Origin of the sequence: Nonomuraea sp. NPDC049646 (assembly GCF_044465525.1) — a bacterium.
In the GTDB taxonomy this organism is placed as follows: domain Bacteria; phylum Actinomycetota; class Actinomycetes; order Streptosporangiales; family Streptosporangiaceae; genus Nonomuraea.
This window is the reverse complement of sequence record NZ_JBITLU010000011.1, coordinates 311,455-324,581: the sequence shown is the minus strand read 5'-3', so window position 1 is coordinate 324,581 and position 13,127 is coordinate 311,455. Positions and strand designations below refer to the sequence as shown.

Below are 13,127 nucleotides of genomic sequence, written 5' to 3'. Positions count from 1 at the left end.
TCGTCGTTAACCCCTAGCTGCCTCGATCGACTCTCGGAGCGCGTCCTCGAGCTGTTCCAGCCGGTGCCAGGGGATCTCGCCCATCGTGCAGATCCTGAAGAAGTCCGCGGAAAGTTGCCCCTGACCGGCGTAGATAACGTAACCGCGCCTTTTGAGCTCATCATGAAGCGCGGCATAAGTTACGTTTTCGGGGAGATGAAGCATTGTTACGGTGTTTGACCTGAATTGTTCATCAACGAGGATTTCCAGGCCCAGACGCTCGAACTGGCCGCGGACGAGGGCCGCCCGCTCGCGGTACAGCCGGGTCCGCGCCGCAAAGCCGCCCGCCTCCTCGTACTCCTTGATCGCCTCGTCGAGGGAGTAGCAGACCTGAACGGCCGGGGTGAACGGCACGTCACCCTTGCGCTGACCGGCCAGGTAGCTGGCGGCGTTGAGGTAGAGGCTGCGCGCCGGCGCCTCCTGGATCCGCTCGACGGCGGCCTCGCTGCACAGGATGAACGACATGCCGGGCAGCCCGTGCAGGCCCTTGTTGGCGGTGCCGCAGACGACGTCCGCCCTGACCTGCGCCAGGTCCTGGTCCTCGATCGCGGTGCCGCTGATCGCGTCGATCACGAACAGCGCGCCGTGCTCGGCCACGACCTCGCCGATCTCCTTGATCGGGTTGATCAGGCCGGTCGTGGTCTCGTGGTGCACGCAGACCACGGCGTCCACGTCGTCGCGGCCGGCCAGCGCCGCCCGGACGGCCTCGGGGTCGGCCGGGACCGTCCAGTCGCTCCTGACCTCGTGGAACGGGATGCCGTGCGCCTTCGCGATCTTGATCATCCGGTCGCCGTAGACGCCGTTGTTCACGACGAGCACGCCGCGTCCAGCGCGGACGGAGCTGATGACCGCCATCTCCATGGCCGCGGTTCCCGACCCGGTGACCAGCAGCGCCTCGTGCGTGCCGCCGAGGTTCAGGCACCGGGGCAGGGCCTCGCGGATCCTGAACAGCAACTCCGTGAACTCGGGCTCGCGGTGGCAGAGGTCGCCGCGAAGCAGGGCGTCCTTGACGCGCTTCGACGTACATGCGGGCCCGGGATTCAACAGAATGAGTTCTTCGTCCATCAATCCACTCGATCTTGGGTAGTTATCGGGCATTACGGACGCTATCCGGGGTGGCGCCGCATGGGACAGCCGCCATTCACCTATGAGGGCCATAAGGGAATCGGGCTTGTCCGTGCCGAGCAGCGCCGAATGGGATGGGACACGTGCCGTTGGAGACCGTCGTACTGATCGGGGTCGCGGGGCTGTTCGCCGTCGTGTCCGGGATCAACGACGGCGGGGCGCTGCTGGCGACCGGGCTCAAGCTGCCGGTGATCAGGCCGGCCGTCGGCATCCTCTCGCTGGTGCTGCTCGTCACGGTGGTCCCGCTGGTCACCCACCAGGTGGCGCTGACGTTCGTGAACCGGCTGGCGGGCTTCCACGCCCCCGGCGGCCAGGCCGCGACGACGGTGGCCGTGCTCTGCGCGCTGGCGGTGGTGTTCACGCTCAGCGCGAAGGGCCGGCCGACCAGCCTCACGCTGGCCGTGGTGGGCGGGCTCACCGGGGCCGGGCTGGGGTGGGGGCTGCCGGTGTCGGGCGGCTCGGTGGCGCTCGTGCTGGCCTTCGGGCTGGCCGCGCCGTTCGTGGGAGCGCTGCTGTCGTGGCTGCTCATCCGGCTGCTCGTCCGGGTGACCGACGCGCCCGGCCTGGCCCGCTGGCACTGGGCCGGGTTCCTGCTCCAGACGCTCGCCTACGCGGCCAACGACGGGCAGAAGATGCTGGCCGTCTTCATGATCGCGCTCGGCTTCCAGGGCGCGCCCCTGGCCTGCACCGCGCTGGTGGCGGTGCTGTTCGGGCTCGGCGCGCTCTACGGGCTGCCCAGGGCGGGCCGTACGCTGAGCCGCGAGATCATCGTCTCCCGGCCCGCGCACGGCGTCGCCGCCGAACTGGCCGCGGGCACCGCCGTGCTCGCCTGCGCCGCGCTGGGTATGCCCGTGAGCATGACCCAGGCCGTGGCCGGCGGGCTGGTCGGCGCCGGGGTCGCGCAGGGCGGCGGCCGGGTCCGCTGGTACGCCGCCGTCAAGATCGTCGTGGCCTGGCTGCTGACGCTCCCGCTGAGCGCGCTGCTGGCCGCGACGGCGGCGTTCGTCCTGAAGGGGCTGAGGGGGACGTGGTGAAGCGATGGCGCCGGATCCGGGACCTCATGACCGGCCGCATGGACGGCGCGCTCACCGGCGCCCTGCTCGGCCAGCTCAAGGCCACCAAGCAGGGCGCGTGGCTGGCGATGGCCATGATCGGCGGCGAGGTCGGCAGGACCGGCGCGCACGAGCGGATGCGCGCGATCGAGCACCTCGGCGACGAGGAGCGCGCCCGCCTGGTCGAGGAGCTCAAGACCGCGCTGGTCACGCCCATCGACCCCGAGGACCTGTTCCGCCTGTCGCGCTCGATCGACGACGTGCTGGACTCGCTGCGGGACTTCGTGCGCGAGTCGCACCTGTACCGGGTGCCCGACCAGATCCGCTTCACGCCGCTGCTCGACCAGGTCATCGTGGGCATCGACGCCCTGGAGAGCGCCGTGCGCGGCCTGGCCGCCCGGCCCTCGGCGGTGGTCCAGGACGCCCTGGAGGCCAAGAAGGCCGGCGGCGCGATCCGGCGCATGTACCAGTACGAGATCTCCAGGATCTTCTCCGCCGAGGTCACCTCGGACGCGCTCAAACAGCGCGAGCTGGTGCGCCGCCTGGAGATCGTGGGCATGGCCATCGGCGAGGCGGCGGACGCCATCGCCGACGGCGCCATGAAACGCTGACCGGTCAGGCCGGCCCTGGGGGCGCTGCCCGGCCTCAGGCCGTCCGTCCGGCGAAGGCGTCGACGCCGGTCAGCTCGGCCGACAACCGCCACAGGCGGGCGGCCTGCTCCGGGTCGATGGCATAAGGGTGGACCCCGCCGCCGGAGCCGTCGGCCCGCTCGGCGATGTCGCAGTCCTCGCAGTAGACGCCGCCCATGCCGTCGAGCTGCGGCGAGGTGGCCGCCCACACCTGGGTGGCCGCGCCCTGCTCAGGGGTCTTGAAGCCGGGGTTGAGCAGGTTGCCCTGCTCGTCGATCCAGCCCGCCTCGACCATCTCCTGCTTGCTCAGGTGGCGCTGGAGCGGGGTCAGGATGCCGCCGGGGTGCACCGCGAACGCCCGCACCCCGGCGTCCTTGGCCAGAGCGTCGAGGTGCACGGCGAACAGCACGTTGGCCGTCTTGGCCTGGCCGTAGGCCTGCCACTTGTCGTAGCCGCGTTCGAACATCACGTCGTCCCAGCGCATGCCGGAGCGCCGGTGGCCGGCGGAGGAGACGGCCACGACCCGGCCGCCGCCGCGCTCGACGGCCGGCCACAGGCGGTTGACCAGCGCGTAGTGGCCGAGGTGGTTGGTGGCGAACTGGGCCTCCCAGCCGGGGCCGACCCGCGTCTCGGGGCAGGCCATGATGCCGGCGTTGTCGATCACGAGGTGCAGGTCGCGGCCGGAGGCCAGGAACTCCTCGGCGAAGCGCCGCACGCTGTCGAGGTCGCCCAGGTCGAGCTCGCCCACCTCGACGTTGTCGAGGCCGGCCAGGGCCTCCTCGGCCGCGCCGCGACGCCGGGCCGGGACGACGACCTGGGCTCCGGCCCCGCTGAGCGCCCGCGTGGTCTGCAGGCCGAGGCCGGAGTAGCCGCCGGTGACGAGCGCGACCCTGCCGGTGAGGTCGATGCCCTTGAGCACCTCGTCCGCGGTGCTTCTCGCGCCGAAACCCGAACCGATCCTGTGCTGAGGCGTTGTCATGGGACCGACGTTACGAAGTGGAGTGCGCTCTAAGTCAAACCGACCCGCCGGGCCCGCCCGCGCCGATCACAGGCCGAGCGCCGGGGCCAGGCGCTGGAGCTGGCTCAGGGCGTCGTCGAGGTCGGGCGCGCCGGCCGACAGCGGCTGGACGGCCACGTGGTCGGCCCCGGCGTCGAGGTGGGCCCGCAGCCGCGCGGCGACCTGCCCTTCGTCGCCCCAGGCCACGATGGCGTCGGCCAGCCGGTCGCTGCCGCCGCCCGCGAGGTCGTCGTCGGTGAAGCCCAGGGCGCGCAGGTTGCCCAGATAGTTGGGCAGCGTCAGGTAGTAGGCCAGGTGGGCGCGGGCGATCTCGCGGGCCCTTGCCGGGTCGGTCTCCAGCACCACGGCCTGCTCGGGCACCAGCAGCCGGCTCGCCCCGAGGACGCGGCGGGCCTGCTCGGTGTGCTCGGGCGGCACGAAGTAGGTGTGGGCGCCGTCGGCCCGGTCTCTGGACAGCTCCAGCATCCGGGGCCGCAGCGCCGCCAGCAGCCGGGGCGCCCGCGCCTCGGGCAGGCCCTCCTCGGCGGCGTCCATGCCGTCGAGGTAGGCGCGCATGGCGCTCAGCGGCTTGTCGTAGGCGTGGCCGCGGCTGCCGACCAGCGGGCCGTGGCTGACCCCGATGCCCAGCACGAAGCGGCCCGGGAAGGCGTCGGCCAGCGTCTTGGCGCCCGCCGTCATGCCCGTGGCGTCGCGGCCCCAGATGCTGGCGATGCCGGTCGCGACCGCGACCCGGGTGGTGGCGGCCAGCAGGACGGCCGCGGTGGTGAGCGGCTCCTTGCTCTGCCGGCCCTCGTTGATCCACACGGAGCCGTAGCCCAGCTCCTCGATCCGGGCCGCCGCGCGCCGCGCCTGCTCGGCGGGGGCCTTGCCGAACAGCGGATGCCACACTCCGAAGTGCCCGGTCTCCATGGCCGCTCCCTCGACTAGAATGTTCGATCGAGATGGAACACTACACCAATGTTCGACCGCCATCGAACAGGGCGCGCGGCCTGACCCACACCTCGCCCGTGGAGGTGTCGCTGCAGGCCGCCCTCGACGCGCTCGGCGACCCGGTCCGCCGCCGCATCGTCCGCGAGCTGGCCGGGGAGCCCGACTGGGCGCGCGCCTGCGGCACGTTCGCCCACCTGCGGGTGGCCAAGTCCACGCTCAGCCACCACTTCGGGGTGCTGCGCCAGGTCGGCCTGCTGGAGCAGCGCGACGAAGGCGCGCGCCGGCTCAACCGGCTGCGCCGCGCGGAGTTCGACGAACGCTTCCCCGGCCTGCTCGCTCTCGTCGTCGAGGAGCCGGAGGGCGTTTAGGGCATGCGACGGCCCTGCCGGGTAGGGGCGGGGCCATGCAGATGCGCCCGTTCGCCCGTAACCTCCTCGCCACCACGGCCGCGGTCACCGCCACGGCCACGCTCGGCGGCCTGGCCACCTCCTCCGGCTCGGCCTGGTACCGCCGGCTGCGCAAGCCCCGCTGGCAGCCGCCCGCGCAGGCGTTCGGCCTGGTCTGGACGCCGGTCTACGCCCTCATCGCCTACGCCGGCGCGCGCGCCCTGACCAGCGGCGACGACCGGGCCGGCCTGGCCCGCGCCCTGGGCGCCAACCTGGCGCTCAACGCCGCCTGGACCCCGCTGTTCTTCCGCGCCCGCTCACCGCGCCTGGCGCTGGCCGACATCGTCGCGCTCGACGCGGCCAACGTCGTGCTGCTGCGCCGCTTCCTGCGCGCCGACCGCCGCGCCGGGCTGGCCCTGCTGCCCTACGTCGGCTGGACGGCCTTCGCCACCGCGCTCAACGCCTCCATCGCCGCCCGCAACCCCTGACCGGGAACCCCGCCCGCAGGCGGGGCCCCCGCCCGCGCGGTCAGGAGACGCGCAGGTCGTCCACCGCCCAGTACCAGTTGTTGGTCGCGTCGAAGTAGTGGAACTTGACCCTCATCGACCTGGCCCCGGCCGGCACGGTCACCTGCAGCGACTCGTTCCTGGCGACCGCGTCGGCCGTGTAGTTCTTCACCAGCGTGTCCGCGCCGCCGTCGAACGACACGAGCACCTGCGCCTTCTGCGCGCCGTCCACGCGGTAGTGGGTGGCGTAGGCGAGGGTGACGGACGTCCGGCCGGTCACGGTGTAGGCGGGCGAGACGAGCGTCGAGTCGAACGTCCCGGCGCCGTGCGACTTGTCGTCCCATTCGTCGGAGTCGGCCACCGCGAAGGTGCCCCTGGACCGGACGTTCAGCTCCCGCTGCTGGTCACGGGCCGCCCGCGACCAGAACTCGTCGGTGGTGAACGCCCAGCCGCGCCACTCCTGAACGCCGCCCGACGGCATCCTGGACGCGTCCACCGACCAGCCCACGGGCGGCGTGTGCGAGTAGCCGAGCACGCCGGCCGGGATGCCGGTCTCGTCGGTCCTGCCGGACAGCGCGACGCCCTCGAACGGGTCGCCGGTCCTGACATCGACCCGCCGGCCGTCGATCCCGCCCGGCACGGCCAGCCCCAGGCCGGTGAAGACCGCGGCCGTCACGTCCACCAGGCGCGTGTCGGCCGGCCGCGCCCCGGCGGCGATGCCCGGCCCGCTGGCCAGGACGAACGTGCGGCGCTCCTCGATCGAGGACCCGCCGTGCCCGCCCGCGTCGGTGTGCCCGTGGTCGGTGGCCACGATCACCGTCCAGCGCTCCCCCGCGTACGTCGGCCTGGCCCTGACCGCGGCCAGCAGCCGGCCGATCCGGGCGTCGGCGTCGTGGACGGCGGCCAGGTAGGCGGCCGAGCCGGCGCCGCTGTCGTGCCCGGCGATGTCGATCGCGCCCAGGTAGACGAAGGCGGCGTCCGGGTTCTTCGTGCGCAGGACGGTCTCGCTGACCTGGGTGAGGCGCTCGTCCTCGGCCGGGTAGCCGTCGGCGTCGCCGTCCAGGACCACCCGGGCGTCGATCCGGGGGCCGAACGTGCCCTGGTCGGCGAGCGGCTTCCAGTCCAGGGCGGCGTAGGTGGAGTAGCCGGCGGCGGTGTTCTCCAGCCTGGTCAGGAAGTCGGGGTAGCGGTCGTAGTGCTTGCCGGCGAAGGTGTTGTCCTTGACGCCGTGCAGGTCGGGCCAGACGCCGGTGGCGATCGTGGACCAGCCGGGGCCGCTGGAGGTGGCGGCCATCGGGCTGGTGTAGAGCAGGCTCGTGCCGAACGTGCCGCCGCTGATCAGGGCGTCGAGGTTGGGGGCGTCGGCGGGGGCGATGCGGTCGTGGCGCAGGCCGTCGAGGCCGATGACCAGGACCTTGTCGCTGCTGACGCCGTTCGGGACGTCGGGCACGGGCACGGGCGCGGCCAGGGCGGTCGCGCCGTTGAGGACCTTGCCCTCGGGCGCGGGCGCGGGATCGGCCGCCTGATGCGCCAGGGCCGCCGGCGCGGGGACCGACACGGCCGCGGCCACGAGAGCGGGCAGGATGCGCCATCGTTGCATGGACGTACTCCTCGCTGAGTGCTGGGGTGATCCGGCTGAAGGATCTCCAGCGTCGGGCGGGTGCGTGAATAGCGTCTTTCCGATGGACGCCATAGAGGGAAAAGGGGGCCCAAATGGGCAGTAGCCAGCGTCCCGCCGCCCGCGTCGTCTGCCTCGACCGCGACGGGCGCGTCCTGCTCATGCACTGGTACGACCCGGTCAGCGGCGCCGACGTGTGGGAACCGCCGGGCGGCGGCCTCGACCCGGGCGAGACGCCGCTGGAGGCCGCCCGGCGCGAGCTGGCCGAGGAGACCGGGCTGCCCGGCTCGGCCGTCGGCGAGCACCGGGTGGACGTCCAGCGCGACTTCTCCTGGCTGGGCGTGCGCTACGTGAAGACCGAGCCGTTCTTCCTGGCCACCTTCGACGAGGCGCGCCCGCGGGTGACCCCCGCCGCCCTCACCGAGGAGGAGCTCGGCGTCTACCGCGGTCACACCTGGGCCGAGGAGCTGCCGCCCGGCGTCGAACCGCCGGAGCTGGCCGCCGTCGTGGCCGCCCTGCGCGCCGCCGCGCGACGCTGAACCGCCGCCGCGCGACGCTGAACCCGCTGCTACACCTCGATCGTGCGGCCCGCCGTGGCCACCGCGAGGTCGCCCGCGTAGGACCTGGCCGCCGCCGCCAGCGCCGGCTCGGGCCGGGTGCCGGGCCACAGGTGGGTGAGCAGCAGCCGGGCGGCCCCGGCCGCCGCGGCGGTGCGGCCCGCGTCGAGGGCGCTGGACAGGTAGGGGGCGTCCTCGCCGGGCACCTGCTCGGGATAGGTCGCCTCGGCCACCAGCAGGTCGGCGTCGGCGGCCAGCGTGACGAGGTCGGCGGACGGGCCGGTGTCGCCGGTGTAGGCGATCACCCGGCCGCCCGCGCTCAGGCGCAGCCCGGCGTTGGGCACGTGGTGCGGCAGCGAGAAGGCGTCGAGCCGGAAGGGACCGATCTCGCGCGGTTTGCCCGGCTCCAGGTCGTGCAGCTCGAAGCTGCCGGCCAGCATGCCGCGCCGGTCGAGCGCGAGCACGGCGTCGAGCGCGCCGGGCGGCGCGTGCACGGGCAGCGCGGCCGGCGGGGCGTCGCCCAGGGCGCGGGCGCGCAGCAGCGGGTTGAGGTCGGAGCAGTGGTCAGGGTGGCCGTGGCTGACCAGGACGGCGTCGACCCGCTCGGCCGGCGTGGTTTCGAGCAGCCGCGGCAGCGTGGCGTAGCCGGGATCGACGAACAGGCGGAAACCGTCGTGCTCGACCAGGTAACCGCTGCACGCCTGGCCCGCCGCCGGCCACGCCCCGCACCCGCCCAGCACTGTGATCCGCATGATCCCCGACTCTAGCGGGGCCGGTGCCCCAGCTCGGCCAGCGTGGTGGACATCAGCCCCCGCAGCAGCGGCCCGGCCAGGCCCTCGTGCACGGACTCGACCGGCAGGCCCTGGGCGATGCGGGCGTGGTAGGACTCGCGGTCGCGCTCGCCGGTGTAGGGCAGCGCGGTCATCGCCACGACCACGGTGGCCCGGGTGCCGCCGCGCGGCAGGACGGCGACGGCGTGGGTGCGCAGGCAGGTCTCGTCGGGGGCGCCGTACCAGCCGCACTTGATCCCGGCCTCGGGCGAGCCGAGCGCCTCACGGGCGCCGAACGTCTGCTCGCCCGCCACCTGCCGCATCCAGGCCAGGACGGTGGCCGCCACCGGGTCGCCCGCCGCCGCGGCCTGCGCGAACACGGTGTAGGCGGCGGCGACCTCCTCGGCCGAGACCTCCACCGAGCCGAAGCGCGACGGGTCGCCGCCCGGCTGGGCCCACCGTACGCCGGTGCGCCGGTAGAGGTCGTCCAGCAGCACGCGGGGGCCGATGGACAGCCAGAGGCTGAGCGTGTCGGCGTTGGAGGAGACGACGACGGCGGGCTCGGCGTGGCGGCGCCAGCGGTCGGCGTCGTCGATGTGGTCGGCGGCCACCCAGGCGTAGAGCGGCTTGAGCAGCGAGGCGCAGCGCAACCGGGCCGGGCCTGAGCGCACGCTCAGCGTCCGGGCGGGCGGGCCGCCGTAGCCGCGCCTGATGCCCGCGGCCTGTGCTCCGGCGCTGTCTTGGAGGTCTTTCAGCAGGTCATTGAAGGCCACCGTCCCACCGTAGACCTACGGGGCGGTCCGCCAGCGCCCTTCGTACCACTCCGCGCTCGGTGGCTCGCCGGGCAGCGGGGTCGCGCCGGGGGCGCGCAGGCCGTCGAGCGCGATGGCCAGCAGGCGTTCCTTGACCCGCTGGTGCTCCTCGCTCGGCGGGCCGGGCGCGGGCCTGCTGAACTGCTCGATGAGCAGCGAGACGTCGAGCGTGGTCACGTCGGGCCGCAGCGCGCCGGCCTCGCGGGCCCTGGCGACGAGGGCGCCGGCCAGCTCGGTGGCCCGGCGGGAGGTGCGCCACATCTCGTCGGTGACCTCGATCGTGCCCGCCACCGGGGCCAGCGCGCCGGAGCGGCCGGCGACGCAGGCGCGCACGTACGACTCCAGCCCGGTCCACGGGTCGGGCTCGGCCAGGGCCGATTCAAGATGGCCGACCACGCGTTCCATGGAGATCAGGCACAGCCGCTGGAGCAGCTCCTCCTTGGTGCGGTAGCGCCGGTAGAGGCTGCCCATGCCGACGCCCGCCTGCCTGGCGATGGCCGAGACCGGCGCGTCGAACCCCTGGGTCGTGAACACCTCGTGGGCCGCCTGGAGCAGCCGCAGATCGTTCCGCGCCGCCTCGGCCTGCCTGCCGCGTCCTGCCATGCCGTACAGGATATTGCGGAGCGTTGCGCTCCGATATACGGTTCTTTCCGGAGTGAAGCGCTCCGATAAAGGAGGTCTGTCATGCGTGCGGTGGTTCTGCGGGAGATCGGCGGGCCGGGATCGCTCGTCGTGGAGGAGGTGCCCGACCCCGTCCCGGGGCCGGGTCAGGTGCTGGTCGAGGTGGCGGTCGCGGGCGTCACGTTCGTGGAGACGCAGGTGCGCGCCGGACGGGGGCCGCGCGCGGCCGAGCTCCCCGCGGTCCTGGGCAACGGGGTGGCGGGCACCGTCCTGGCGGTGGGCGAGGGCGTGGACGCGGCGCTGACGGGCTCCCTGGTGGTCACCACGCTCGGCGGGTACGGCGGCTACGCCGAGCTGGCGGTGGCCGCCGCCGAGGACCTGATCCCGGTGCCCGCCGGGCTGTCGCCGCGCGAGGCCGTGGCGTTGCTGGCCGACGGGCGCACCGCCGTGGGGCTGATCCGCGCCGCCGCGCCGCGGCCCGGCGAGTGGGTGCTGGTGGAGGCGGCCGGCGGCGGGGTGGGCAGCCTGCTGGTGCAGCTCGCCCGCGCCGCGGGGGCGCGCGTGGTCGGCGCGGCCGGCAGCGCCGCCAAGCGCGAGCTGGCCGCCGGCCTCGGCGCCGAGCTGACGGTCGACTACACCGCCCCGGGCTGGGCCGACGAGGTGCGCGCCGCGACCGGCGGCCTGGACGTCGTCTTCGACGGCGTGGGCGGCGAGATCGGCGCCCGGGCGCAGGACCTGCTGAAGGACGGCGGCCGGCTCAGCGCGTACGGCATGGCCGGCGGCCCCATGACCGCCCCCTCCCCCCGCGTGACCGCCGTCGCCTGGCCCGCGGCCGACCCGCGCGAGCTGGCCCGCGAGGCCCTGGAGCTGGCCGCCGCCGGCCGCCTGCGGCCCACGGTCGGCAACGTGCTGCCCCTGGAGGCGGCGGCCGAGGCGCACGCCGCCGTCGAGGCCCGCGCGGTCACCGGGAAGACGCTGCTGCTGCCCGCGCGGGCCAGGACGATCCTGGTCACCGGCGCCACCGGGAACCAGGGCGGCGCGGTGGCCCGGACCCTGCTGGCCCGCGGCTGGACGGTCCGCGCCCTGGTCAGGGACCCGGCCTCGGACGCCGCCCGGGCCCTGGCCGCGCTCGGCGCCACCCTGGCCACGGGCGACCTGGACGACCCCGCCTCGCTCCGGACGGCCATGACCGGCGTGCACGGCGTGTTCAGCGTGCAGGCCCTGGCCGTGACGGCGGAGGAGCTGGCCCGCGAGGTGCGCCAGGGCGTCGCGGTCGCCGACCTGGCCGCCGGGCTGGGCCTGGCACACCTGGTCTACAGCTCGGTCGGCGGAGCCGAACGCGACACCGGCATCGAGCACTTCGCGAGCAAGTGGGCGATCGAGCGGCACGTCGCCGGGCTGGGCCTGCGGGCGACGGTGCTGCGCCCGACGTTCTTCATGACGAACCTGCTGTACTACGCCGAGCCCGCCGGGGACGAGCGGGTCATCGCGCTGCCGTTCCGGCGCATGCAGCTCGTCGCGCCCGACGACATCGCCCACTTCGCGGCGGAGGCGTTCGAGCGTCCGGCGGAGTACGCGGGCCGGGCGCTGGAGATCGCGAGCGAGGAGCTCACCGGCGCCGAGATCGCCGAGGTCTACCAGCGGGTCACCGGCACGCCCACCCGGTTCGAGCAGACCCCGCCCGGCGGGGAGCGCATGTACGAGTGGTTCCTGGAAAGCGGCTACCAGGCCGACGTCGCCGCCCTCCGGGCCCGCCACCCCGGCCTGCGCACGTTCGAGTCCTTCCTGCGCGACCGGCTCCTCCGCTGACCCCGGGTCAGGACAGCGCCGCCTCGAAGCGGGCGCGCAGCTCCGACAGGCGGCCGACCGGCTCGGCGCTGTAGACCAGCCGGACGTACCGGGGGGCCACGCTCTCGCCCCAGGCCGTCATGGGGGTGGCCGCCACGCGCCCGCGGTCCAGCAGGCGGGCCGACAGGTCCTCGGCGGTCAGCCCCATGGCCGCGGCGTCCACCAGGACGGACCAGCCGCCGCCCGCCCGGACCACCGGCAGCCGGTCGAGCTGGGCGAGCACGGTGTCGTGGCGGGCCTGGTACTCGGCCGCCGCCTCCGCCACCCCCGCGCCCGCCGGGTCGGTGAGCGCGGCGGCGGCGCCGTACTGGTGGTATCCGCTGGCCACGGTGGTGTTGTAGATGGTCGCGACCATGATCCGGGACATGATGTCGGCCGGGCCGGCGACCCAGCCGATCCGCCAGCCGATCATCCGGTACTCCTTGGACATCGACCCGATGATGATCGTGCGCTCGGCCAGGCCGTCCACCTGGCAGGGGTTGATCCGCGGGTGGCCGTCGAAGACGATGCGCTCCATGGCGGCGTCGTAGATCAGGTAGGCGCCGGTACGCTCGCACACCCGCGCGACGGCCTCCCAGTCCTCCCGGTCGAAGACCACGCCCGACGGCATCGACGGGCTCATCAGCAGCAGCGCCGCCGCGGCGGGCACCCGGGCGAGCGCCTCGCGGTCGAGCCGCCAGCGCCCGTCCTGCACCAGCAGCGGCACCAGGTGCGGGCGCGCGCCCGACAGCCGCACCCGCTGCAGCAGGCCGGCGTAGGTGGGGTCGGTGAGCAGCACCGGCTCGCCCGGCTCGGTCGTGGCCAGCAGCACGGGCATCACCGCCGACGTCCCGCCGGAGGTGATGCACACCTGCCGCAGGGGGTCGTAGTCGAGCCCGGTACGCGCCCGCAGCTCGGCGGCGACGGCCTGGCACAACACCGGCAGCCCGGTGAACGGCAGCCAGCTGTTGCCCGTCCCCTCCTCCAGCGACCGCCTGGTCGCGGCCACGGCGGACGGCGGGGGCGGGACGTCGGTGTCGAGGTTCTCCAGGCGCAGGACGTCGGCGTCCGCGCCGGCGGCCGCGGCCACCTTGTCGATGTCGAACGGCTGCACCTGCGCGAACCGGGAATTGGGCCGCATGACCGCACCTCCATGCCTCGTTCCGTATACGGAACACCTTGAGGCACCCACGGTCCTCCAGTGAGGACGCGGGTGTCAAGGGGCGGCGCGGAGGCG

Annotated in this window: 14 protein-coding genes; 6 read left to right on the top strand and 8 right to left on the bottom strand. The window is 74.3% G+C overall.

Going from position 1 to position 13,127, the window contains the following annotated elements:
• Nucleotides 1-6: 6 nt before the first annotated feature.
• Complete coding sequence (locus tag ACIBQ8_RS31965) at nt 7-1,197, bottom strand: pyridoxal-phosphate-dependent aminotransferase family protein (RefSeq protein ID WP_397193726.1); 1,191 nt, start codon at nt 1,195-1,197, stop codon at nt 7-9.
• A gap of 50 nt (nt 1,198-1,247) precedes the next feature.
• On the opposite strand from ACIBQ8_RS31965, the gene ACIBQ8_RS31960 reads away from it, so the two are divergent.
• Together ACIBQ8_RS31960 and ACIBQ8_RS31955 are read left to right on the top strand one after the other, a co-directional pair.
• On the top strand, nt 1,248-2,198 hold the full coding sequence (locus ACIBQ8_RS31960) for an inorganic phosphate transporter (protein ID WP_397179381.1): 951 nt from the start codon (nt 1,248-1,250) through the stop codon (nt 2,196-2,198).
• Nucleotides 2,195-2,827, top strand: a complete 633-nt coding sequence (locus ACIBQ8_RS31955) for a DUF47 domain-containing protein (protein ID WP_397179380.1) — start codon at nt 2,195-2,197, stop codon at nt 2,825-2,827. The genes ACIBQ8_RS31960 and ACIBQ8_RS31955 overlap by 4 nt, the downstream gene beginning before the upstream one ends.
• A 34-nt stretch (nt 2,828-2,861) precedes the next feature.
• Here ACIBQ8_RS31955 and ACIBQ8_RS31950 read toward each other — a convergent pair whose 3' ends face one another.
• Both ACIBQ8_RS31950 and ACIBQ8_RS31945 read right to left on the bottom strand, forming a co-directional pair.
• Nucleotides 2,862-3,824, bottom strand: coding sequence for an SDR family NAD(P)-dependent oxidoreductase (locus tag ACIBQ8_RS31950; RefSeq protein WP_397179379.1), 963 nt, complete (start codon nt 3,822-3,824; stop codon nt 2,862-2,864).
• A 66-nt stretch (nt 3,825-3,890) separates the two neighbouring features.
• Nucleotides 3,891-4,772 (bottom strand): TIGR03620 family F420-dependent LLM class oxidoreductase, encoded by an 882-nt coding sequence (locus tag ACIBQ8_RS31945; protein WP_397179378.1) that lies wholly within the window; start codon nt 4,770-4,772, stop codon nt 3,891-3,893.
• Nucleotides 4,773-4,870: 98 nt separating this feature from the next.
• Between ACIBQ8_RS31945 and ACIBQ8_RS31940 the strand changes: the two genes are divergently transcribed.
• Both ACIBQ8_RS31940 and ACIBQ8_RS31935 read left to right on the top strand, forming a co-directional pair.
• Complete coding sequence (locus ACIBQ8_RS31940; protein WP_397193725.1) at nt 4,871-5,161, top strand: ArsR/SmtB family transcription factor; 291 nt, start codon at nt 4,871-4,873, stop codon at nt 5,159-5,161.
• A 35-nt stretch (nt 5,162-5,196) separates the two neighbouring features.
• Nucleotides 5,197-5,667, top strand: coding sequence for a TspO/MBR family protein (locus tag ACIBQ8_RS31935; RefSeq protein WP_397179376.1), 471 nt, complete (start codon nt 5,197-5,199; stop codon nt 5,665-5,667).
• Nucleotides 5,668-5,707: 40 nt separating this feature from the next.
• Here the strand turns inward: ACIBQ8_RS31935 and ACIBQ8_RS31930 are convergent, their stop codons facing one another.
• Nucleotides 5,708-7,285, bottom strand: a complete 1,578-nt coding sequence (locus ACIBQ8_RS31930) for an alkaline phosphatase family protein (RefSeq protein WP_397193724.1) — start codon at nt 7,283-7,285, stop codon at nt 5,708-5,710.
• 113 nt (nt 7,286-7,398) lie between these two features.
• Between ACIBQ8_RS31930 and ACIBQ8_RS31925 the strand changes: the two genes are divergently transcribed.
• Entirely contained in the window at nt 7,399-7,842 is a 444-nt protein-coding gene (locus tag ACIBQ8_RS31925; protein ID WP_397193723.1) for an NUDIX domain-containing protein, read from the top strand.
• Nucleotides 7,843-7,871: 29 nt separating this feature from the next.
• Here the strand turns inward: ACIBQ8_RS31925 and ACIBQ8_RS31920 are convergent, their stop codons facing one another.
• Genes ACIBQ8_RS31920 through ACIBQ8_RS31910 form a run of 3 tightly spaced genes read right to left on the bottom strand, consistent with a single transcriptional unit; the run spans nt 7,872 to nt 10,045 of the window.
• The gene (locus tag ACIBQ8_RS31920) at nt 7,872-8,612 is read right to left on the bottom strand and encodes an MBL fold metallo-hydrolase (RefSeq protein WP_397179373.1); all 741 of its coding nucleotides are present in this window, start codon (nt 8,610-8,612) and stop codon (nt 7,872-7,874) included.
• A gap of 11 nt (nt 8,613-8,623) precedes the next feature.
• Complete coding sequence (locus ACIBQ8_RS31915; RefSeq protein WP_397179372.1) at nt 8,624-9,403, bottom strand: hypothetical protein; 780 nt, start codon at nt 9,401-9,403, stop codon at nt 8,624-8,626.
• A 15-nt stretch (nt 9,404-9,418) separates the two neighbouring features.
• Nucleotides 9,419-10,045, bottom strand: coding sequence for a TetR/AcrR family transcriptional regulator (locus tag ACIBQ8_RS31910; protein ID WP_397179371.1), 627 nt, complete (start codon nt 10,043-10,045; stop codon nt 9,419-9,421).
• An 81-nt stretch (nt 10,046-10,126) separates the two neighbouring features.
• Between ACIBQ8_RS31910 and ACIBQ8_RS31905 the strand changes: the two genes are divergently transcribed.
• Nucleotides 10,127-11,872 (top strand): NmrA family NAD(P)-binding protein, encoded by a 1,746-nt coding sequence (locus tag ACIBQ8_RS31905; protein WP_397193722.1) that lies wholly within the window; start codon nt 10,127-10,129, stop codon nt 11,870-11,872.
• Between the two features lie 7 nt (nt 11,873-11,879).
• On the opposite strand, the gene ACIBQ8_RS31900 is transcribed toward ACIBQ8_RS31905, so the two are convergent.
• The gene (locus tag ACIBQ8_RS31900; RefSeq protein ID WP_397193721.1) at nt 11,880-13,031 is read right to left on the bottom strand and encodes a pyridoxal phosphate-dependent aminotransferase; all 1,152 of its coding nucleotides are present in this window, start codon (nt 13,029-13,031) and stop codon (nt 11,880-11,882) included.
• Nucleotides 13,032-13,127 lie beyond the last annotated feature (96 nt).